This is a genomic window from Ruania zhangjianzhongii (assembly GCF_008000995.1).
Taxonomy (GTDB): Bacteria; Actinomycetota; Actinomycetes; order Actinomycetales; family Beutenbergiaceae; genus Ruania; species Ruania zhangjianzhongii.
This window is the reverse complement of the sequence record NZ_CP042828.1, coordinates 2,604,602-2,625,694: the sequence shown is the minus strand read 5'-3', so window position 1 is coordinate 2,625,694 and position 21,093 is coordinate 2,604,602. Positions and strand designations below refer to the sequence as shown.

General features: G+C 68.8%; 17 protein-coding genes. 5 read left to right on the top strand and 12 right to left on the bottom strand.

Features of this window, described 5'->3' with window-relative positions:
• Positions 1 to 346 precede the first annotated feature (346 nt).
• A complete protein-coding gene (locus tag FU260_RS12200; RefSeq protein WP_235912322.1) occupies positions 347 to 2,470 on the bottom strand; it encodes a DNA gyrase/topoisomerase IV subunit B in 2,124 nt (707 codons plus the stop codon).
• A 176-nt stretch (positions 2,471 to 2,646) separates the two neighbouring features.
• Between FU260_RS12200 and FU260_RS12195 the strand changes: the two genes are divergently transcribed.
• Both FU260_RS12195 and FU260_RS12190 read left to right on the top strand, forming a co-directional pair.
• On the top strand, positions 2,647 to 2,871 hold the full coding sequence (locus FU260_RS12195) for a DUF7455 domain-containing protein (protein WP_147917313.1): 225 nt from the start codon (positions 2,647 to 2,649) through the stop codon (positions 2,869 to 2,871).
• A gap of 205 nt (positions 2,872 to 3,076) precedes the next feature.
• Positions 3,077 to 3,625, top strand: a complete 549-nt coding sequence (locus FU260_RS12190) for a ferritin (RefSeq protein WP_147917312.1) — start codon at positions 3,077 to 3,079, stop codon at positions 3,623 to 3,625.
• A gap of 110 nt (positions 3,626 to 3,735) precedes the next feature.
• On the opposite strand, the gene FU260_RS12185 is transcribed toward FU260_RS12190, so the two are convergent.
• The 7 genes from FU260_RS12185 to FU260_RS12155 all read right to left on the bottom strand — a co-directional run bounded on the left by FU260_RS12185 (position 3,736) and on the right by FU260_RS12155 (position 12,006).
• A complete protein-coding gene (locus FU260_RS12185; protein ID WP_147917311.1) occupies positions 3,736 to 5,322 on the bottom strand; it encodes an RNA polymerase sigma factor in 1,587 nt (528 codons plus the stop codon).
• Between the two features lie 269 nt (positions 5,323 to 5,591).
• Positions 5,592 to 8,477, bottom strand: coding sequence for an aminomethyl-transferring glycine dehydrogenase (gcvP, locus tag FU260_RS12180; protein WP_147917310.1), 2,886 nt, complete (start codon positions 8,475 to 8,477; stop codon positions 5,592 to 5,594).
• Positions 8,478 to 8,488: 11 nt separating this feature from the next.
• Complete coding sequence (gcvH, locus tag FU260_RS12175) at positions 8,489 to 8,863, bottom strand: glycine cleavage system protein GcvH (protein ID WP_147917309.1); 375 nt, start codon at positions 8,861 to 8,863, stop codon at positions 8,489 to 8,491.
• A 22-nt stretch (positions 8,864 to 8,885) separates the two neighbouring features.
• The gene (locus FU260_RS24390) at positions 8,886 to 9,566 is read right to left on the bottom strand and encodes an aminomethyl transferase family protein (protein ID WP_280527352.1); all 681 of its coding nucleotides are present in this window, start codon (positions 9,564 to 9,566) and stop codon (positions 8,886 to 8,888) included.
• Positions 9,539 to 9,976 carry an aminomethyltransferase family protein gene (locus FU260_RS24385; protein ID WP_280527351.1) on the bottom strand — a complete coding sequence of 146 codons (438 nt, stop codon included), beginning with the start codon at positions 9,974 to 9,976 and terminating at the stop codon, positions 9,539 to 9,541. The genes FU260_RS24390 and FU260_RS24385 overlap by 28 nt, the downstream gene beginning before the upstream one ends.
• Positions 9,977 to 10,031: 55 nt before the next feature.
• A complete protein-coding gene (locus FU260_RS12160) occupies positions 10,032 to 10,418 on the bottom strand; it encodes a universal stress protein (RefSeq protein WP_235912321.1) in 387 nt (128 codons plus the stop codon).
• A gap of 247 nt (positions 10,419 to 10,665) precedes the next feature.
• A complete protein-coding gene (locus tag FU260_RS12155) occupies positions 10,666 to 12,006 on the bottom strand; it encodes a DUF4192 domain-containing protein (protein WP_147917305.1) in 1,341 nt (446 codons plus the stop codon).
• A 101-nt stretch (positions 12,007 to 12,107) separates the two neighbouring features.
• On the opposite strand from FU260_RS12155, the gene FU260_RS12150 reads away from it, so the two are divergent.
• The gene (locus tag FU260_RS12150) at positions 12,108 to 13,205 is read left to right on the top strand and encodes a polyprenyl synthetase family protein (RefSeq protein ID WP_168211764.1); all 1,098 of its coding nucleotides are present in this window, start codon (positions 12,108 to 12,110) and stop codon (positions 13,203 to 13,205) included.
• A gap of 15 nt (positions 13,206 to 13,220) precedes the next feature.
• Here the strand turns inward: FU260_RS12150 and FU260_RS12145 are convergent, their stop codons facing one another.
• A complete protein-coding gene (locus tag FU260_RS12145) occupies positions 13,221 to 13,580 on the bottom strand; it encodes an Rv2175c family DNA-binding protein (protein ID WP_147917303.1) in 360 nt (119 codons plus the stop codon).
• Positions 13,581 to 13,806: 226 nt separating this feature from the next.
• Between FU260_RS12145 and FU260_RS12140 the strand changes: the two genes are divergently transcribed.
• Positions 13,807 to 15,546, top strand: coding sequence for a LysM peptidoglycan-binding domain-containing protein (locus tag FU260_RS12140; RefSeq protein ID WP_147917302.1), 1,740 nt, complete (start codon positions 13,807 to 13,809; stop codon positions 15,544 to 15,546).
• A 38-nt stretch (positions 15,547 to 15,584) separates the two neighbouring features.
• Positions 15,585 to 17,516, top strand: coding sequence for a Stk1 family PASTA domain-containing Ser/Thr kinase (gene pknB, locus FU260_RS12135; protein WP_147917301.1), 1,932 nt, complete (start codon positions 15,585 to 15,587; stop codon positions 17,514 to 17,516).
• Between the two features lie 76 nt (positions 17,517 to 17,592).
• Here pknB and FU260_RS12130 read toward each other — a convergent pair whose 3' ends face one another.
• From FU260_RS12130 to FU260_RS12120, 3 genes are all read right to left on the bottom strand, one after another.
• Positions 17,593 to 18,207 carry a molybdopterin-dependent oxidoreductase gene (locus FU260_RS12130; protein WP_147917300.1) on the bottom strand — a complete coding sequence of 205 codons (615 nt, stop codon included), beginning with the start codon at positions 18,205 to 18,207 and terminating at the stop codon, positions 17,593 to 17,595.
• A 2-nt stretch (positions 18,208 to 18,209) separates the two neighbouring features.
• Positions 18,210 to 19,562 carry a class II 3-deoxy-7-phosphoheptulonate synthase gene (locus FU260_RS12125; RefSeq protein WP_147917299.1) on the bottom strand — a complete coding sequence of 451 codons (1,353 nt, stop codon included), beginning with the start codon at positions 19,560 to 19,562 and terminating at the stop codon, positions 18,210 to 18,212.
• A gap of 131 nt (positions 19,563 to 19,693) precedes the next feature.
• Positions 19,694 to 20,932 carry a pyrophosphate--fructose-6-phosphate 1-phosphotransferase gene (locus FU260_RS12120; RefSeq protein WP_147917298.1) on the bottom strand — a complete coding sequence of 413 codons (1,239 nt, stop codon included), beginning with the start codon at positions 20,930 to 20,932 and terminating at the stop codon, positions 19,694 to 19,696.
• Between the last annotated feature and the right edge of the window lie 161 nt (positions 20,933 to 21,093).

The window sequence follows — 21,093 nt, the reverse complement described above, 5'->3', positions numbered from 1 at the left end:
GCCTCCCGGAGACCGGGGGCAGAGCAGGCGGAGGGTGGTGCTGGGTGCATGGGAGGGGTCTCTCAGCTCTCGATCGAATACAGCACGCACGTACCTCGCACGGTGATGCTGAGTGCGGTGCACGTGTCGATCAGCCCCGCAACCGGGGCCCAGACATCCGGGCGTGCTCTGTCTATGTCATGGGCAGGGTATGCGGCCAGGGCACCCTGGAGCAAAGCCTGCCCGACGGCGGCCGGTGCGTGAGTCGTGACGTTCACCCGGTCCGGCCCGTGGCCAGGCGGGCACCGCCGCCCCTCTGGGCCCGGCCGAGTCAGGCGTACGCCGCTGCCGGACGACGCCGGTGGGATCACGCGTCGATCCGCTCGCGGTCCAGGTCCTGGGCGCCCTCGATGAGGAAGTCTCGTCGTGGCGAGACCTCGTTGCCCATCAGCAACTCGAACACCGTCTCCGCGGCTTCGACGTCCGCCATGGTGATCTTGCGCAGCGTCCGGTGCGCAGGGTCCATCGTGGTCTCCGCGAGCTGGTCGGCGTCCATCTCGCCCAGGCCCTTGTACCGCTGGATCGGCTCCTTGTACCGACGGCCGGACTTCTCCAGCTTGGCCAGGTGCCGGTGCAGCTCCTTCTCGGAGTAGGTGTAGGTGACCTCGCGGGCTCGCTTGCCGTGCGCCATCGTCTCCACCCGGTGCAGCGGTGGGACCGCGGCGAACACACGCCCGTCCTCGACCAGCGGCCGCATGTACCGGAAGAACAGGGTGAGCAGCAGCGTGCGGATGTGCGCGCCGTCGACATCGGCATCGGTCATCAGGATGACCTTGCCGTAACGCACGTCCGCGAGGTCGAAGGTGCGCCCGGAGCCGGCGCCGATCACCTGGATGATCGACGCGCACTCGGCGTTCTTCAGCATGTCCGCCAGGGACGCTTTCTGCACGTTCAGGATCTTGCCGCGGATCGGCAGCAGCGCTTGGAACTCCGAGGTGCGGGCCAGGCGTGCGGTGCCCAGGGCACTGTCTCCCTCGACGATGAACAGCTCGGAGCGTTCGACATCGTCCGTGCGGCAGTCGGCGAGCTTGGCCGGCAGCGTGGAGGTCTCCAAGGCGTTCTTCCGGCGGGAGATCTCCTTGTGTGTGCGGGCAGCGATCCGGGCCCGCATCTCTCCCACCACCTTCTCCAGCACAGCCGCGGCCTGGGTCTTCTCCTGCCGCTTGCTGGAGGTGAGCAGACCGGTGAGCTCGGTGTCCACCACCTTGTTCACGATCGCGCGCACCGGCCCGGTGCCGAGCACCTCCTTGGTCTGGCCCTCGAACTGCGGTTCGGGCACGCGCACGGTGACGACGGCGGTCAGCCCGGCGAGGACATCGTCCTTCTCGATCTTCTCCTTGCCGTTCTTGGCGATCTTCAGCCGACGGGTGTTCGCCTCCACCTGCTTGCGCACCGACTTCAGCAGGCCCTGCTCGAAGCCGGACAGGTGCGTGCCCCCCTTCGGGGTGGCGATGATGTTCACGAAGCTCCGGACCTCGGTGTCGTAGCCGATGCCCCAGCGCAGCGCGACCTCGACCTCGCAGGTGCGCTCCACGTCGACGGGGCGCAGGTGGCCCTGACCGTCCAGCTGCTGCACGGATTCGGTGAACGTGCCCGATCCCTGCAGCCGCCAGGTGTCGGTCACCGACGCATCGGCAGCGAGGAAGTCGGCGAAGTCGACCACACCGCCGTCGTGGCGGAACACCTCCTCCACCGGACCGTCCTCCCCCGGGGTGCCGGGCAGGCGGCGCTCGTCCCGCACGGCCAGCCGCAGCCCAGGAACGAGGAAGGAGGTCTGCCGCGCCCGGGTGATCAGTTCGTCGTAGGAGAAGGCAGCCGTGGCGGGGAAGATCTGCCGGTCTGCCCAGTACCGCACCCGGGTGCCGGTCACGCCCCGTTTCACCTTGCCGGCCACCGCGAGCTCGGAACTCTTCGTGAACGCACTGAACGGGTTGTCCGGCGACGGGCCGGACGAGTCGTTGAAGGTGCCGGGCTCACCACGGTGAAAACTCATCGCGTAGGTCTTGCCGCCACGGTCGACCTGCACGTCCAGGCGGGCGGAGAGAGCGTTCACCACCGAGGCGCCCACGCCGTGCAGCCCGCCGGAGGCCGCGTAGGACCCGCCTCCGAACTTTCCGCCGGCGTGCAGCTTGGTGAAGACGACCTCCACACCGCTGAGGCCGACGTTGCTCACCGTGTCCACCGGGATGCCGCGGCCGTTGTCGCGCACCTCCACGGACTCGTCCGGGTGCAGCACGATCTCGATCGCGTCCCCGTGCCCTTCGAGGGCCTCGTCGACGGAGTTGTCGATGATCTCCCAGAGGCAGTGCATCAGGCCGCGGGAGTCGGTGGTCCCGATATACATCCCGGGCCGTTTGCGCACGGCCTCCAGGCCTTCGAGCACCGAGAGGTGCCGGGCGGTATAGCTGGTTTCAGTGGAGGTCTTCGACACATCACCACAATAGGCCGCTCCGGGGCCGGATCGGCTGAACGCCATGCCTTTCCACAGGCTCGGCGCATGGATCCGGGGCCGGGGCGGCGGTGATCGGGATCTCGCCAGTTTCCGCAGTGAGCGAACTCACCGCGTTCAATGGACGCAAATGGGCCTCGCGATGGTTACATACCAATGTGAGTACCTTGACTGCCGATAACGCGGCACCCGAGATGACAGCGGCCGACCGGTGCGACGCCTGTGGCGCACAGGCGTACGTACGGGTCCTCATGGCCGGGGGCGGCGAACTGCTTTTCTGCGCACACCATGCGCGCAAGCACTCCGAGGCACTGTCCTCGGTGGCCACCCACATCCACGACGAGACGGAACGGCTGCACGCCGAGACCGAGAACGAGCGCTGACCGACCAGGTCGGTGATCCGGCGCGCACAGCGCTGAGCACGAGGGGCGGGCCCGTAGGGTCCGCCCCTCGTGGCTTTTCTGCCCGGGGCGGGTGACCGCGCGGCCGCGCGGCGACCCCTGCCACCGGTGCGGTCACCGCCTGCCACCGGTGCGGTCACCGCCTGCCACCGGTGCGGTCACCGGCGGCGGTCAGTAGTGTCTTGCCATGACTACTTCGCCCACGCCCGACTCCCGGTTCGTCACCCTCCTGACCGAGCAGATCGGCCACGAGTTCGACGCGCACATGCAGTATGTGGCGATCGCCGTCTGGTGCGACTCCCACGACCTGCCCCAGCTCGCCTCGCACTACTACCGGCAGTCGCTGGAGGAGCGCAACCACGCCATGATGATCGTGCAGTACATGCTCGATCGAGACCTCGACGTCAGCTTCCCGCGGGCGGCCGAGGTCCGCAGCGACTTTACAAACGTGCGCGAGCCGATCGCTCTGGCATTGGCCCAGGAACGGCAGGTCACTGAGCAGATCGAGGCGATCTTCCAAGCGGCCCGCGCCGAGAACGATGTGCTCGGCGAGCAGTTCATGCTCTGGTTCCTCAAGGAGCAGGTCGAGGAGGTCGCTGCCGCCACCACCCTGTTGACCGTCGCCGAGCGGGCCAGCGAGAACCTGTTCGACCTGGAGAACTTCGTCGCCCGGGAGACCATCGGGGACGCGGGTGGGTCCACAGATGCCCCGGAGGCCGCCGGCGGCGCGCTGTGACCGTCCCGGGCCAGACGGTTGTCTGAGTACTTCCTGGACATCTGAGGCCCGAAAGTTCGGTACTCAGATATCCGATCGGTACTCAGACCACCGGATAGCGCAGCGGGATCTCAGTCCAGGTAGTCGCGCAGGACCTGCGAACGGCTCGGGTGCCGCAGCTTGGACATCGTCTTGGACTCTATCTGGCGGATCCGTTCCCGGGTGACGCCGTAGACCTTGCCGATCTCGTCCAGGGTCTTCGGCTGCCCGTCGGTCAGCCCGAAGCGCATGGACACCACACCGGCCTCCCGCTCCGAGAGCGTGTCGAGTACGGCGTGCAGTTGCTCCTGCAGCAGCGTGAAGCTCACCGCATCGGCAGGCACGATCGCCTCGGAGTCTTCGATCAGGTCACCGAACTCGGAGTCGCCGTCCTCACCGAGCGGAGTGTGCAGGGAAATCGGCTCACGGCCGTACTTCTGCACCTCCACGACCTTCTCCGGGGTCATGTCGAGCTCCTTGGCGAGCTCCTCCGGAGTAGGCTCACGGCCGAGGTCCTGCAGCATCTGCCGCTGCACCCGCGCGAGCTTGTTGATGACCTCGACCATGTGCACCGGGATACGGATGGTGCGGGCCTGGTCGGCCATGGCACGGGTGATCGCCTGCCGGATCCACCAGGTGGCGTAGGTGGAGAACTTGTAGCCCTTGGTGTAGTCGAACTTCTCGACGGCGCGGATCAGGCCGAGGTTGCCCTCCTGGATCAGGTCCAGGAACAGCATCCCGCGGCCGGTGTAGCGCTTGGCCAGCGAGACCACCAGGCGCAGGTTGGCCTCGAGCAGGTGGTTCTTCGCCCGGCGTCCGTCCTGGGCGATCCAGCTCAGCTCACGCTTGAGCTTGCCCTGGATCTTCTCTGCCTCACTGGCGAGCTTCTCCTCGGCGAACAGGCCGGCTTCGATCCGCTTCGCGAGCTCGACCTCCTGTTCGGCGTTCAGCAGGGCGACCTTACCGATCTGCTTCAGGTAGTCCTTGACCGGGTCCGCAGTGGCGCCGGCGGTGACCACCTGCTGCACCGGTGCGTCGTCGTCGTCCGAGTCGGAGTAGACGAAGCCGCCCGCCTCCTCGGCTGCAGCCTTCTGCTCCTGTTTGGCCTGCACCTTGGTCTCGTGCGCTTCCTCTGCCACAGCGTCCTCGGCTGCCTCGTCCGGGCTGGACGGGACGATGGCATCGGCGCCCTTGGCGGCCTTCTTCCGTGCCGTGGTGGCCTTCTTCGCTGCGGTCTTGGACTTCGCGGCGACTGCGGTCTTGCCGGTCGTCGAGCCGGCATCCGATGCTGCCTCGGTGGCGCTGGCCTCCGGCGCAGCACTGGCCGACGTGGTGGACTTCTTCTTCGTGGCGGCCTTCGCAGTGGACTTCTTCGCGGCCGGCTGGGTCTTCGTGGCGGACGTGGCTTCTTCCCCCTTCTCGATGGTCATCGTGGTACCGCGGCGGGGTGCGGCGTTGGCAACTGCCTTCGCGGGCACCTCGGTCACGGTGATATTCGCTGCCTGCATGGCGCCGAGAACCTCCTTGAGTCGGCGAGGTTTGACGTCTGCCTGCTCACAGGCGGCCCGGACTTCTGCTGCAGTGAGCGATCCGCACTCCACACCTCGCTGGTATGCCTCCTGAAGGGCTGAGTTCTCGAACTCTCGGGGCAGCACAGCGGTAGGACGAAGCGACGTCACAGAGAACCTTTCGGCGTGGGAACGTGGGGCGAACGGCGAACTGGATGTCGCGGCGCCCTACAATTATAACCTGGCTCCGCACTGCTCGCCGGGTATGCGCGCCGATGGTGGCGCGCCGGGACAACTCGGCTGCTAGTCCAACGCACCGGGCGGCTGTGTTGTTCCCGGCCGACCGCGCACGACTGGCCCACGCCTCGCCACCGGCGAGGGCTGTATGCCACCTACGTCCCGCCGTCGGCGACCTGCCGATACCACCTGAACTCGCGCGCTCACGCCTGGGCGAAGGCGCTCACCGGTGGGCAGGAACACATCAGGTTCCGGTCACCATAGGCACCGTCCACCCGCCGCACCGGTGGCCAGTACTTGTCCGCGGCCACGGCCGGCACCGGGTGCACCGCCTCGGTCCGGCTGTACGGGTGCGCCCACTCCCCCAGCGCGTGCGCGGCCGTGTGCGGGGCGTTCACCAGCGGGTTGTCCTCGGCCGGCCAGGTGCCCTCGGCCACCTTCTGCGCTTCGGCGTGGATCGCGAGCATCGCCTCGACGAACCGGTCCAGCTCGCGCAGGTCCTCGGACTCGGTGGGCTCGACCATCAGCGTGCCCGCCACTGGGAAGCTCATCGTCGGCGCGTGGAACCCGTAGTCGATCAGCCGCTTGGCCACATCGTCCACGGTGATCCCTGTGCTGGCAGTCAGCTCCCGCAGGTCCAGGATGCACTCGTGTGCCACCAGGCCGTTCTCACCGCGGTAGAGCACCGGGAAGGCGTCGCCGAGGCGCTGTGCCAGGTAGTTCGCGCTGAGCACGGCCGCCGCCGTTGCGGACCGGAGCCCCTCGGTGCCCATCAGCCGCAGGTAGGCCCAGCTGATCGGCAGGATCGACGGCGACCCGTACGGTGCGGCGCTGACCGCGCCCTCGGTCGGACCCTGTGCGGGGTCCAGGGGGTGCCCGGGCAGGTAGGGGACGAGGTGCTCGGCCACCGCCACCGGTCCCACGCCGGGCCCACCGCCGCCGTGCGGGATACAGAACGTCTTGTGCAGGTTCAGGTGGGAGACGTCCCCGCCGAAGCTGCCCGGCCCGCTCCAGCCGACCAGGGCGTTCAGGTTGGCGCCGTCGATGTACACCTGCCCGCCGGCGGCGTGCACCAGCTCGCACAGCTCGGTGATCCCGCTCTCGTAGACACCGTGCGTGGAGGGATAGGTGACCATGATCGCGGCGACGGTGCCCTCGTGCTTGGCGAGCACCTGGCGCAGGTCGTCGAGGTCGACGTCCCCGTTCTCGGCGGTGGCCACGATCGCCACGTCCAGCCCGGCGAGCACGGCGGAGGCGGCGTTCGTGCCGTGCGCGCTGGCCGGCACCACGCACACGGTGCGCTGGGAGTCTCCACGGGCCTGGTGGTAGCGGCGGATCGCAAGCAACCCGGCAAGCTCGCCCTGGGAGCCGGCGTTCGGCTGCACGCTGACCTTCGCATAGCCGGTCAGGCGCGCCAGCCAGGTCTGTAGCCCGTCAATCAGCTCCAGATAGCCGGTGACATCCCCGGCCGGGGCGTAGGGATGCACATCGGCGAACGCCGGCCAGGTGATCGACGCCATCTCGGTGGCCGCGTTCAGCTTCATCGTGCAGGAACCGAGCGGGATCATCCCCCGGTCCAGCGCGTAGTCCTTGCCGGCCAGTCGACGCAGGTAGCGCATCATCGACGTCTCGGAGTGGTAGGTGTGGAACACCGGATGGGTGAGGAACTCACTGGTGCGCAGCTGTTCTTCCGGCAACCCCCACCGCTGGCCGGTGGCCTCGCCACCGGTCCCGCCGGTGAGCCGGGTGTAGGCGGACAGCACCCGGTCGAGGTGCTCGGTGGTGGTGGTCTCGTCACAGGAGAGCGTCACGTAGTTCTCGTCGACCATGTGCACGGCCACGTTCTCGGCCAGCGCCGCCTCGTGCAGGGCGCCGGCCTGCCGAGGCACGTGCAGGCAGATCGTGTCGAAGAACTGCTCGTGCACGACGGCGGCACCCGCCTCGCGTAGCCTGCTCGCCAGGGTCACGGCTTGGGTGTGCGCGTGCCGCGCGATCGCGGACAGCCCGTCCGGGCCGTGGTAGACGGCATACATCGACGCCATCACGGCCAGCAGTACCTGTGCGGTGCAGATGTTGCTGGTGGCCTTCTGCCGGCGGATGTGCTGCTCGCGGGTCTGCAGCGCGAGCCGGTAGGCGACCTGGCCGTCGGCATCCTTCGACACACCGACCAGCCGGCCCGGCAGCTGGCGCTGCAGACCGGTGCGCACCGAGAGGTAACCGGCGTGCGGGCCGCCGAAACCCATCGGCACGCCGAATCGCTGGGTGCTGCCGGCCACCATGTCCGCACCCCAGGCCCCTGGTGCTTCCAGCAGGGTGAGGGCGAGCAGGTCAGCGGCGACCACGAGCTGCGCGCCGGCATCGTGGGTGATCCGCTCCCAGTGCGCCACGGTCGCCCGGTCGAGTACCCGCCCGCTGGCGGCCGGGTAGGACAGCAACACGCCGAACCCGCCGTCGAGCTGCTCCGGAGGCGCGGCGGCATCGAACTCGCGCAGCTCGATCCCTACCGCGTCGGCACGGGTGCGCAGTACCGCCTTGGTCTGGCTGAAGGTGTCCGCGTCCACGTAGAACACACCGGCCTCACCCTTCACCGCCCGCCGCGCCAGCAGCATCGCCTCGGCAACGGCGGTCGCCTCGTCCAGCATCGAGGATCCGGCGACCTCCAGGCCGGTGAGGTCGATGACCATCGTCTGGAAGTTCAGCAGCGCCTCGAGCCGGCCCTGGGAGATCTCCGGCTGGTACGGCGTGTAGGCGGTGTACCAGGAAGGGTTCTCCAGCACGTTCCGGGAGATCACCGATGGGGTGTGCACGCCGTAGTAGCCCTGGCCGATCATCGAGGTGCGCACGGTGTTCTTCGCCGCGATCTCGCGCAGTTCAGCGAGCACCTGGGCCTCCCCGGCAGCCTCGGGCAGGTCCGGGATGTCGGCGTCGAGGATGTTCTCCGGGATCGCCTCGGCCATCAGCGCATCGAGGCCCGAATAGCCGAGGGCCTCGAGCATGTGCTGCTGCTCGGCGCTGGTGGGTCCGATGTGGCGGGCGGTGAACGGTGCAGCGGGCTCAGTGCGGCCGGTGGGGTCGGAGCTCAAGGTCATCGCTAGTCGGTTCAGCTCTGCGTCAGGGTGGTGTAGGCGTCGGCATCGAGGAGCTCAGCGGTATCCCCACCGGTCCGTACGGTGAACAACCAGCCCTCGCCGAACGGGTCGGTATTGACCAGCTCCGGGTTGTCCACAGCGGCCTGGTTGACCTCGAGCACCTCACCGGTGGCCGGGGCGTACAGGTCACTGACAGACTTCGTCGACTCGATCTCGCCGCAGGTCTCGCCGGCGGTGATCGTGCTGCCCGCATCCGGCAGGTCGAGGTAGACCACATCCCCCAGCGAGCTGGCGGCGTAGTCGGTGACGCCCACCCGGGCGACGTCGCCGGAGATCTGCACCCATTCGTGCTCGGCGGTGTACTGGCGGTCGGTCGGCAGGCTCATCGTGGGCCCTCCTTCTTCTCGGCTACTGCGGACGGCGGTAGAACGGTGTGCTGGTCACGGTCATCGGTGTCGGGGTGCCGCGTACGTCGACGGTGACGTCGGTCTCGGCTGGGAGCTGCCGGTCGAGCCGGGTCAGCGCGATCGGGTACCCCAGGGTCGGGGACAGGATCCCGGAGGTGACTTCGCCGATCTGTTGACCGGAGAGGTAGACCGGGTAACCGGCCCGTGCCGCTCGCCGGCCTGCGCCTTGCAGCGCCACCAGGTGATGGCGGGCCGGCTGGTCCGCCCGGGCGGCAAGCGCCTCCTGGCCGACGAACTCGCGGTCGAGGTGCACCAGGCGGTTCATTCCCACGTCGTAGGGCGTGATCTGGCTGGTGAGCTCGTTCCCGTACAGCGGCATGCCTGCTTCCAGGCGGAGCGAGTCGCGGCTGGCCAGACCGCAGGCAATCACCCCGGCGTCCTGACCGGCATCGAGCAGGCTCTGCCACAGGTCGACCGCGGAGACAGCGGAGGCGGACAGCTCGAACCCGTCCTCGCCGGTGTAGCCGGTGCGGGCGAGCAGCACCGGGATACCCGCGACCTCGACGGACATGCTGGCGTAGTAGCGCAGCTCGGTCAGGTCGGCGTCGGTGAGACTGCTGAGCACCGCGGCCGCCCGCGGGCCTTGGAGGGCGATCAGGGCGCGGGTGGTGGTCCGGTCCACGATGCCGACCCTGGTGCGCGGCACTGCGGACGGTGAGCTGGTCGAGCACGGTGTCCCCGGTTCGCGGCGTTGGCGATCACCAGGAATTCGTCCTCGGTGAGCCGGTAGACGATCAGGTCGTCGAGGATCCCGCCGTCGGCGGTGACCAGCATCGTGTACCGGGCGCGGCCGGGGGTGAGCCGGGAGACAGCGCTGATCAGTGCCGCATCCAGTGCCTGGGCAGCCTGGGGGCCGTGTACTTCGATCTGCGCCATGTGGGACAGGTCGAACAAGCCGGCCCGGGTGCGCACTGCCTCGTGCTCGGCCCGGTCACCGGTGAACCGAAGCGGCATCTGCCAGCCGGCAAAGTCGGTCATGACCGCACCGGCGGCCACGTGGGTGGTGTGCAGGGGTGTGCTCAGCTCTGTCATGACCTCTTCATCCTCGGGTGCCGCCATCGGGTGCCGACCGCTTCCGCGGCGGGCCTCAGGCCGGGGCCGGTTTCACTGCCAGCACGTGGCAGGGTGCATCCAGCAGGATACGTTGCGCATTCGAGCCGAGGATGAGCTTTCCCAGTGGAGACCGGCGGCGCAAACCGATGACGATCAACGAGGCGTTGCCGTTCTCGGCGGCGTTCATCAGCGCCTCCGCGACGTCGTCGCCACGCTGCACATGCCGGACGTCATAGCCGACGTCACCGCCGTCCAACCGCTTGCGGGCCTCGTCCACAGCGCTCTCGATATCCGACTGTTCGGAGCCGCGGGCGCCGTGCACCAACACCTGGAGCCGTTCCGCGCGACGTTGTGCCTCCGCCACAGCGGCTTCGAGGGCCGCACGTCCTTCTGCGGTGGCGATGAACCCGACCACGATCACCTGGTGCTCCTCCCATCGGCTACGGCTGACCCTAGCGTGTCCGAGGGGGCCGGGCATGCCATCGAGAGTGAGCCCGCTGATCGGGGTCGGGTCGTCGAGCGATGCCGATCGGGGGCCGAGGGTCAACCCGCCCGGCGGTCGTTCGGTCGGGAGGCAGAGCGCCGCGCACGGTGCTCCTCCAGTCAGGACGTACAGGGCCCTGCGCGGTGGTGCTGCAGTCGGGAGGCACAGCGCGGTGGTGCTCCCGTCAGGACGCCAAGCGTCCGCTGCGGGCCCACCCGGGAGGGATGCCATGCGCCAGGGCCGTGCCGAGCAGTTGGGCCAGGGAGTAGTCCGGATCGGCCCGGAGGCTGCGCTCGAGCAGGATGTTCGCTTTGGCGCCTTCGCCGCTCCACCAGGCGAGCCACGCACGGGAGGCGAGGACGGGGGCTTTCCACCGATCGGTGGCGTGCGCGCCGAGGACCGTCAGGGTCCGGTCGGCAGCATGCAGTCGGCGCATCTGCGGCAGCAGCCGGCCCGAGAAGACGGCGTCGACCACGTTGTCCCGGACAGCGTCGCCGAGAAGTTGCCCGGTCCCACTCCAGAGCAGGGCGGCATCGCGCACCCACGGATCGGCCAGCCCGGCGAGGACCGCGCCGAGGTCCCCGGCAGGGAGCTGCTCCGCGAGGGTCGCCTGTTCTGGGGCCGTGCCGGCCGGTGTGGTCCGGGCGGCGCGATCGGCCTTGGCGCAGGCCTTCACGAGGGCTACCCAGCGGTACTCCATCTCCCGGTGCCAGTCGGACCGGCTCTTCCCGGGAAGATCGGGGCGCTGGTCGTAGTGACGGCGTGCGGCCGCCCCGACCGCGCGCCGGCGCTGGGTGCTCGCCCGCAGGTCCGGCACGAGCAGGCGCCGGTCGCGTACGTAGCCGTGACCGTGGAAGACGTGCCAGGCGGCGGACTCGGTGTTGTCCAATACTTCGAGCGGTTGTCCGGTGTGCGGACAGCATGGTGCGTCGGCACAGTCCACGCATCGGAACCGTTCCGGACCGATCAGATAGGTCTTGCCCAGCTCTGCCCACGGGGTGGTCCGCCACCAGGTGAGCGTGCGCCCGGCCGGGCCTTGGCCGCGGAGCACCGAGGCGAAGGACTGGTCGGTGTAGATCGCGCAGAGTGCTCGGTGAGCACCGTCGCGCTGCAGGTGTCGACCCATGTCCACCTGCGCCTGGCGCCCGTCCGCGAGGCCACCGATCACTGCGAGATCGGTGCGGGCGATCAGGCCCGGTTCCAGGGCTGTGGTGGAAGCGCCGGCACCGTCCGAGGACGGGCCTGCGCGCTGACCGCGTCGCAGGGAGAGCAGCACCGCCGACTCCTGCGGCCAGAACTTGACCTGGTACGGCAGCCAGGCGAGGACCTCGGCGGGGCGATCGAGGTGAAGGGTCGCTCGGTCCCGGCATCGGTCGTCGGTGGCCTCGGGAGTGTCCGGGTCTGGGAAGTCTTCGGCCCGTGGCTCGGCCGCCGCGGAGGCAGCGGCTCGCTGCGCAGCGTCGGGTGCGGGGCCACGGGAGTTCGTGGGGTGGTCGGTCCTGGGGTACGGGGTGATCTCGTCCATCTACCGATCCCACTGCAGGTCGGCCGAGGCCATGCCAGTGCGTGGAGGGGGTTGTGGATACGACGGCATCGGGCCTGCTCACGCGCGGATACGCTGGGGCGGTGGACACTCTCGAGACGCAGCGCTGGTTGAACGAGCTTCGGCAGGCGGTCTCGACGAGAGTGACGGCCAGCATCGCCGAGCTGGCCGAGAGCCATGCGGACATCGGTCCGGAGGTCGCCGACCTGTTCACCATCTCCACCGGCCTGCTCAGCGGCGGCAAGCGCCTGCGTGCCGCATTCGCCGCCGCCGGGTGGACCGCCTTCGGCGGAGCCGAGCTGGCGGGTCCGGTGGTGCGCGCCGGAGCCGGTCTGGAGCTGTTCCAGATGGCCGCTCTGGTGCACGACGACATCATCGACGCCTCGACCACTCGCCGGGGCATGCCGGCCGCACATCGCCAGCTTGCCCTCCGGCACGGTGAGCTGGGCATGGACGGCGATGCGGACCGGTTCGGCGAGAGCGGTGCGCTGCTCCTGGGTGACCTGCTGCTGGTGGCCGCACAGCAGGAGGTCGAACGCGGCCTGGACGTGCTGCCGAGCCCGGCCGACCGGCGTGGCCGGTCGATCCTGTTGACGATGATGGCCGAGGTCACCGTCGGGCAGTACCTGGACATCTACGCCCAAGCGGCCCCGTGGAGCGAGGATCCCGCAGTGGACCTCGACCGGGCGCGCCGCGTGATCCGGGCCAAATCGGCCAGCTACAGCGTGCAGCAACCGCTGCGGCTCGGGGCAGCGATGGCCGGAGCCGACGATGCCGGACTGGCGGCCTGTGCGGCATTCGGCCTGCCGATCGGTGAAGCGTTCCAGCTCCGGGACGACATGCTGGGCGTGTTCGGCGATCCGGACCTGACGGGCAAGCCTGCCGGTGACGATCTCCGGGAGGGTAAGCGCACAGTTCTGGTCGCCTCGGCGATGACTCGTGCGAGCACGGCGCAGCGGGCGGTGCTTCAGCAGGCGCTAGGAAATGCGCAGCTGCAGCCGGACGAGATCGATCAGGTCCGAGAGATCCTCTACGCGACCGGCGCCGACCACGAAGTGGAAGCGCTGATCGCTGAGCGGGTGGCGGAAGGGTTAGGGGTGCTGGACGCCGCCGCCGTCAGCCCGCAAGCCGATGCCGTGCTCCGCTCCCTGGTGCGGGCGGCGGTCAGCCGCACGTCCTGAAGTCTCAGCGGCCGGTCAGAACGCCAGTGCCTGCGCCGCCCGGCGCACGGCGTGCGTGCGGCCATCGCGGAGGTTGGCCAACGGCGTCGCCCCCAGCTCGTCGTTCTCTCGCAGCAACCAGTCGACGATCTCGTCGTCGCCGTAGCCGGAGTCGGCGAGCATAGTGATCGTGCCCCGCAGCGAGGGCAACACGATCAGCGTTCCGGTCTCCTCACCGGGGACGAGGAAGCCTTCCGGCACGGCGAGGGCGTTGTTCTCCCCGCGGCGAGTGGCCACCAGGACCCGGTCGCGCAGGTAGCCGCGCACGGTACGCAATTGCAGGTCAGTGGCCTCGGCCACCTCGGGCAGGCTCAGCCAGTTTTGCTCGTCAACCACCCCATCAGCGTAGTCCGCGGTGGGCGCGGCTGAGGAATCGGTGGCTTCTGCCGGCTCGGCGTCGAGCGCTGCGCAAAGGTCACGGGGTTGTCACGATTTCGCATAAGCACTACTGTCACACCTGTCCCACTATCCACTTACACCACATGAACCACGTTGTTCACTGCAACACGCCGTCGTGAACCGCATTGTGAGTCCGAGGCCTACTTCCCGGGGGGAAGATCACATGTCCCGAACGAATCGTCGGTCCCAGCGGGCTGCTGCTCGCCGCTACTCCACCCTGAGCACGCTTGGTGCCATCGGCGCGGTCACCGCTGTCGGTCTTGGTTCGGCAGCACCGGCCCAGGCTCAGCCGTCGGACAGTGCACAGGCTCGTTCCCCACTGTTCTCGCCACGGGCCCTGCCCGGCGGAGCGGCCGAGCGGACCCCTTTGGTGAGTGCGGTGGAGCGGGCACCGCAGCGCTCGAGCGTGGCGTACACGGTGCGCGCTGGAGACACCGTCTCTGCCCTGGCCCACCGCTACGACACCACGGTGCGGGCGATCGTCAACGCCAACGACCTCAACTCCCAGGCGCTGATCCGCATCGGTCAGACTCTGCGCATCCCCGCCGACGGCGCCAGTTCCGGTGCGTCGTCACCGTCCAGCTCTTCTTCGGGCGGCAGTTCAGACGGTAGCTATCGCGTCCGTTCCGGGGACACTGTTTCGGGGATCGCGCATCGGTATGACACCACGGTGCGGGCGATCATCAACGCGAACGATCTCGGCTCGAACGCGATGATCCGTATCGGTCAGAGCCTGCGCATTCCCGGTCAGAGCTCCTCCAGCAACTCCAGCAGCTCTGGTTCCAGCTCGAATGCGGGCGGTTCCACCTCCGGCAGCGGCGGCAGCTACACGGTCCGTTCTGGGGACACCGTCTCGGGGATCGCGCATCGGTATGACACCACGGTGCGGGCGATCATCAACGCGAACGATCTCGGCTCGAACGCGATGATCCGTATCGGTCAGAGCCTGCGCATTCCCGGTCAGAGTTCCGCCGGCAACTCCAGCAGCTCTGGTTCCAGCTCGAATGCGGGCGGTTCCACCTCCGGCAGCGGCGGCAGCTACACGGTCCGTTCTGGGGACACCGTCTCGGGGATCGCGCATCGGCATGACACCACGGTGCGGGCGATCATCAACGCCAACGATCTCGGCTCGAACGCGATGATCCGTATCGGTCAGAGCCTGCGTATCCCCGGTCAGAGCTCCTCCAGCAACTCCAGCAGCTCTGGTTCCAATTCGTCGTCCAGCTCGTCGTCCAGCTCGTCGTCCGGCTCGAGCAGCAGCTCCTCCAGTGCGACGTCGCACAAGGTGATCGGCGGAGACACGGTGTCCTCGATCGCTGCGCAGTACGGCACCAGCGTGAGTGCGATCGTGAATGCGAACGACCTCGGTTCCAACGCGTCGATCCGGGTCGGGCAGACCTTGCAGATCCCGGACGGCTTGGTCTCGAACACCTTCCTGCACTACACCTACTCCGGCGATGTCACCGCTGCCGCGAACTCGAACAAGCGCCAGCTGCTGAACGCGAACCTGCCCAGCAGAGACCAGATGCAGTCGATCATCCGGCAGACCGCCCGGCAGATGGGGGTGGACCCGGCGCTTGCGTTGGCCGTGGCCCACCAGGAGTCCGGCTTCAACCCGGCAGCGGTCTCCCCCGCGAACGCCGTCGGCGTGATGCAGGTGATTCCGTCCTCCGGCGAGTGGGCGTCCCAGCTGGTCGGCCAGGAGCTGAACTTGCTCGACCCGCAGGACAATGTCACCGCCGGTGTGGCGATCCTGCGCCAGCTCCAGCGGTCGGCGGACAACCGCTCCGATGCGATCGGCGGCTATTACCAGGGCCTCGGCTCAGTGGAGCGCAACGGTCTGTATGACGACACTCGCCGGTATGTGGCGAACGTGCAGACGCTGATGACACGCTACTCCTGAGCCACCGATCTGCGGAGTTTCGCCCGTAAACTCCGCACATGGCCACCACTGTCTCCGACCCGCTGATCGGCCGCTTGGTCGACAGCAGGTATGAGATCACCGCGCGCATCGCCCGCGGTGGGATGGCCACGGTCTACCGTGCGCTGGACCGCCGGTTGGACCGAGTAGTCGCGCTGAAGATCATGCATCCGCATCTCGGTGATGGTGTGGACGTCGCGGCCCGGTTCCGCCGTGAGGCTCGCGCCGCGGCCCGGCTGGCCCACCCTGGGGTGGTCGGCGTGTTCGATCAGGGCAGCACGGACGAGATGAACTACCTGACCATGGAGTTCGTCGACGGAACGAACCTCCGGGCCGTGCTCCGCCGCCGCGGTGCTCTGCCGGTCGGCGAGGCCCTGCAGACCATCGAGCGCATCCTGGACGCCCTCGCCGCCGCCCACCGGGCCGGTCTGGTGCACCGTGACGTCAAGCCGGAGAACATCCTCGTCACCACCGAGGGCGAGATCAAAGTGGCCGACTTCGGCCTGGCACGAGCGGTATCCGAGGCGACCGTCGCCACCACCGGGAGCCTCCTCGGCACCGTGGCCTACCTCTCCCCCGAGATTGTCACCGATGGTGAGGCAGACGCCCGAGCCGACGTCTACGCCGTCGGCGCGATGCTGTATGAACTGCTCACCGGGCACCAGCCGTTCGAAGGCGACACCCCGATCCAGATCGCCTACCAGCATGTGCACGCCACCGTGCCTGCGCCGTCGGAGGCGATCCTCTGGCTGCCCTACCAGGTGGACGAGCTGGTCGCCACCCTCACCGCCCGTGACCCGGCCGGCCGGCCGGCCGATGCCGGAGCCGCACGCATCCTGGTGCACCGGGTGCGCACCTCGCTCGACGAGCACGATCTGCAACGCCAGGCCGACACGGCCACTGACTTGGAGCCGGACCCGTCCCCGATCAGCCCCGATACCGGTGAGCTGGAGGGAGAGGAGACGACCGCCGTCGGGCATACCGGCACGATCGCCCTCCCGGTCGGGGCGGTCCCGCTCACCGACTCGATCGATGAGGAGGCCCCGCCGAGGCGCCGGGTGCGCCGCGGGCGAGTCTTGCTGGTGGTGCTGCTCGTGCTGTTAATCGCCGGGCTCGGCGTGGGTGGCACCTGGTGGTACCTGAACATCGGCCCGGGGGCCTACACGCAAGTACCGGACTTGCTCGGTGCACAGCAGGAGCAAGCCGAGACTGCGCTGACCGAACAAGACCTGGCCTACCAGGTCGAGACCAGCTACTCCGACGATGTGTCGGAAGGGGCGGTGATCAGCACAGACCCCGGCCCGGGCCTGGACGTGCGCCGGGACGGCGAGGTGCAGCTGGTGGTCTCCCTCGGTGTGCAGATGCTGGCGGTGCCGGATGTGGTCGGCAGCCCGGAGGACGACGCCCTCGCCCAGCTCGAGGAGGACGGCTTCACCGCGGCCGGCGCAGTGGAACGGGAGTACCACCAGGAGGTCGAGGCGGGCCGGGTGATCAGTATCGACCCCGAACCGGCTGAGGAAGTCCGCCATGACACCGAGGTGACGCTGACGGTCTCCCGAGGTCGCGAGCCGATCGACATCCCGGACGTGGCCGGCGAGGCGGAGAACGACGCCGTCGCCAGCCTGGAGGACGCCGGTGCGGTCCCGCAGGTGGACGGTCGGGAGTACAGCGACGACGTCCCGGCCGGGCACGTGCTGGAGCAGACCGTCACCGGAGAGGCCCTACGCGGGGACGTGGTGCACCTGACCCTCTCCCGCGGTCCGGAGCTGTTCGAGGTCCCGAACGTGGTCGGGGACCAGTTCGGCGCCGCCGAGGACGAGCTGTCCGGGATCGGCTTCGAGGTGCGGCGCGAGGACACCCTGGGCGGGTTCTTCGGCACCGTCCGGCTGCAGTCCGTCGACGCGGGCGAGATGGTCCCGGCAGGCACGGTCATCGTGCTCACCGTGGTCTAGTAACCCTCCGGGGTCGTCATGTCGGGAGTGCGCTATGGCGCACCCCTCACCTGACGACCCGGAGGTGGGGGCGCGGTCAGGGATGCTCACCCTGGTAGTCGTACCGTTGCTCCTGCCAGGCGTGTCCGCGGCGGTGGTAGCCGCGCTTCTCCCAGAAGCCCAGGTCGTCGTCCTCTGTGGTGAGGTAGTTCCAGCCGCGCACCCACTTCGGACCCTTCCAGGTGTACAGGTGCGGGATGATCAACCGCATCGGCGCGCCACGCTCGGCGGTGAGTGGCTCATCCTCCAACGTGGTGGCCAGCAGCGCGGTCGGCACGCCCAGGTCAGCCAGTGGCACGTTCGCGGCGTAACCGAACTCCGCGAACACCAAGGCACCGGTGGCCTCCGGGCCCGGCGGAGCCATCGCGATCACATCGGTCGCCCGCGGGCCGGACCAGCGCATCCCCTGGACGCTCCACCGGGTATTGCAGTGCATGTCCGCGACCAGCTCGTGCCGAGGCAGCGCGAGAACCTCCGCCCACTCGAACGTGTGCTCCAGCCCGTCGGCGGTCGCCCCGCCCACCGCGAACGTCCACCGGTCCGGGCGCAGCGCCGGGATGCGGCCGTAGTGCATGATCTCCGGCTCGTCGCGCCAATACTGCCCTGGCGGCGGATCTCCGGCAGCGCCGCCGGAAGGAGCATCGGAGGACATCCTCAGCCGCCCCGCAGCATCTCCGCCACCAGGAACGCCATCTCCAGGGACTGCTGGTGGTTCAGGCGGGGGTCGACCCTGGTCTCGTAGCGGCGGCTCAGCGCCTCCTGGTCGATTTGCTCGCTGCCACCGAGCACCTCGGTGACATCGGATCCGGTCAGTTCCACGTGCAGGCCGCCGGGTACGGTTCCAGCCGCGCGGTGCACCTCGAAGAAGCCGCGGACCTCGTCGATCACATCGGCGAACCGGCGCGTCTTGTAGCCGTTGTCCGAGGTGAAACCGTTGCCGTGCATCGGATCGCAGACCCAGGTGACCGGGCGGCCGTCCGCCTTCACGCCCTCCACCAGGGCGGGCAGCAGGTCACGGATCTTGTCGGCGCCCATCCGGGAGACGAAGGTGAGCCGGCCGGCCTGGCCGTCCGGGTTGAGCTTGTCCATCAGCGCCCGGGCATCGTCCACCGTGCTGGTGGGGCCGAGCTTCACCCCGATCGGGTTGTGCACCCGGGAGAAGAAGTCCACGTGTGCACCGTCGAGCTGCCGGGTGCGCTCTCCGATCCAGAGGAAGTGCGCCGAGCAGTCGTAGGGGAATCCGGTGCGGGAATCGATCCGGGTGAGCGGGCGCTCATAGTCGAGCAGCAGGCCCTCGTGGCTGGAGAAGAACTCCACGGTGCGCATCGCGTCGAAGTCCGCGCCCGCGGCCTTCATGAACCGGATCGCACGGTCAATCTCAGCGGCGAACGCGTCGTACTGGGCGTATGCCGGGTTGGCGGAGAAGCCGCGGTTCCAGTCATGCACCAGGCGCAGGTCGGCGAACCCGCCCTGGGTGAACGCACGGATCAGGTTCAGGGTGCTGGCCGAGTTGTGATAGGCGTCGAGCAGCCGCTGCGGGTCCGGGATCCGGGACTCGGGGGTGAACGCGTAGTCGTTGATGATGTCGCCGCGGTAGGCGGGCAGGGTCTGCCCGTCGCGGGTCTCGGTGTCGGAGCTGCGCGGCTTGGCGTACTGCCCGGCCATCCGGCCCATCTTGATCACCGGCATGCTCGCGCCGTAGGTGAGTACCACCGCCATCTGCAGGATGGTCTTGATCTTGTCCCGAATGGAGTCGGCGCTCAGATCGGCGAACGTTTCCGCGCAGTCCCCGCCCTGGAGCAGGAAGGCCTCACCGCGGGAGGCGGCGGCGAGCAGCTCACTCAGCCGGTCCGCCTCACCGGCGAACACCAGCGGCGGCACCTCGGCCAGCCGCGCAGTGGCCGCGCGCAGCGCCTGCGGATCGGGCCAGCTGGGCTGCTGTTTGGCGTCGAACTGGCGCCAGTGATCCAGGCCGGCAACGACTGCGGGATCGGGAAGAACGCTCACGCGGTCCAGGATAGGCCCGCCCACCGAGTGCCCCGGCCCGCGTCCACCTCGCGGACTCCCCACCCTGCCCGAGTCGTCATGTCACCCGTGCGCTATGGCGCACCCCTGACAGGACGACCCGGAGTGAGGGGTCAGTGCTCGACCGGGTCCGCTGCGGCTACCTGCTGGCCAAGGTCGGCGAGCAGGTCGGTGAACCAGGCCTGGGAGATGTCGAAGGCTTTCCCGCCGGCGATCCGCGGGAACGCGATGGCGCTGAGCGTGTCGCCATTCTCCTCGTCGTGCCCGATCACCCCGGAGTCACCGGCGATCGCGGTGTCTACGGCGAGATCGGTCATCGCGGCGATCAGCTCCAGATCGGTGGCGTTCGCGGCAGCGGAGCGGGAGAAGTACCCGCTCTTCTGCACCATGGTCTTCTCCGCCCCGATCAGCTCGGCGAACTGCTTCGCGAACCAGGCACCGGGGTTGATCGTGTCCAGCTTGACGTGCCCGAACGGGTCCCGTTGGACCTCCTCGCCGGCAGCCTCGAGCTCGGCAACGATCTCCGGCACGCCGGCCCCCTCGGAGAGGAAGATGTTCACGTTCCCGATCTCGTCCATGATGGCGCGCAACCGCGCCGCCTCGGCCTTCATGTCCAGCTTCAGCTCGGGCAGGAACACCGCGTGCACGTCCCACCGCTGCCGGGTCAGGCCGAGTGCAGGGTTCCACTGCTGCTCATCCAGCCAGCCACGGTAGTCGGCGGCGGCGGCAGCAGTGAGCCAGCCGCAGTGCCGACCCATCACTTCGTGCACGATCAGCATCCGGGGGTTGGACCGGTGCTCACCGATGATGTTCTGCGCGAACCGGGAAGCCTGTTCGGCTGCGGTGATCGCGCCGAGGGACTGCTTGATGGGCACGATGTCGTTGTCGATCGTCTTCGGCAGGCCGACCACGGTGAGGTGATGGCCGTGCTCCTCCAGGTAGGCGGCCAGATCGGCCGCCGTGGTGTTGGTGTCGTCGCCGCCGATGGTGTGCAGCACGTCCACGCCGTCGGTGCGCAGCTGTTCGGCCGCGACCTTCAGCGGGTCCTCACCCTCGGCCACCAGACCCCGCTCGATGAGGTTCTTCGCGTTCGTCAGCTTCACCCGGCTGTTCCCGATCGGGCTGCCGCCGAAATTGTCCAGAACGTCGATCGCCGCCTTGGCGTCGTCGTCGATCACGATCGAGGTGCCAGTGAGCAGGCCGTGGTAGCCGTACTGGTAGGCGATGATCTCCGCCTCCGGCAGAACCTGGCCGTAGCGGCGTACCAGTCCGGCCACGGCGGCGGACAGACACGGCGCGAAGCCTCCGGCGGTGAGCAGAGCGATCCGGCGGATCGGCGCAGCTGTGGTCATGGGGGCGGACCTTTCCAGTAGCGGGGTGCAGCGCGGAATCGAAGGGCCGCGCACAGACAGGTCGGTGCGCCCGGCGGGTACGGACCTCAGGTTCGGGCCCGCCGAGCAGCCGACGCCTGCGCCCCATGCTACTGATCGGCCAGCACCGCGCGGACCGCATG

Coding starts and splice junctions, on each gene's coding strand:
- FU260_RS12190 (WP_147917312.1), top strand. CDS start 3,077: ATGACTACTTCGCCCACGCCCGACTCCCGGTTCGTCACCCTCCTGACC.
- gcvP (WP_147917310.1), bottom strand. CDS start 8,477: ATGACCTTGAGCTCCGACCCCACCGGCCGCACTGAGCCCGCTGCACCG.
- gcvH (WP_147917309.1), bottom strand. CDS start 8,863: ATGAGCCTGCCGACCGACCGCCAGTACACCGCCGAGCACGAATGGGTG.
- FU260_RS24385 (WP_280527351.1), bottom strand. CDS start 9,976: ATGACAGAGCTGAGCACACCCCTGCACACCACCCACGTGGCCGCCGGT.
- FU260_RS12155 (WP_147917305.1), bottom strand. CDS start 12,006: ATGGACGAGATCACCCCGTACCCCAGGACCGACCACCCCACGAACTCC.
- FU260_RS12140 (WP_147917302.1), top strand. CDS start 13,807: ATGTCCCGAACGAATCGTCGGTCCCAGCGGGCTGCTGCTCGCCGCTAC.
- pknB (WP_147917301.1), top strand. CDS start 15,585: ATGGCCACCACTGTCTCCGACCCGCTGATCGGCCGCTTGGTCGACAGC.
- FU260_RS12130 (WP_147917300.1), bottom strand. CDS start 18,207: ATGTCCTCCGATGCTCCTTCCGGCGGCGCTGCCGGAGATCCGCCGCCA.
- FU260_RS12120 (WP_147917298.1), bottom strand. CDS start 20,932: ATGACCACAGCTGCGCCGATCCGCCGGATCGCTCTGCTCACCGCCGGA.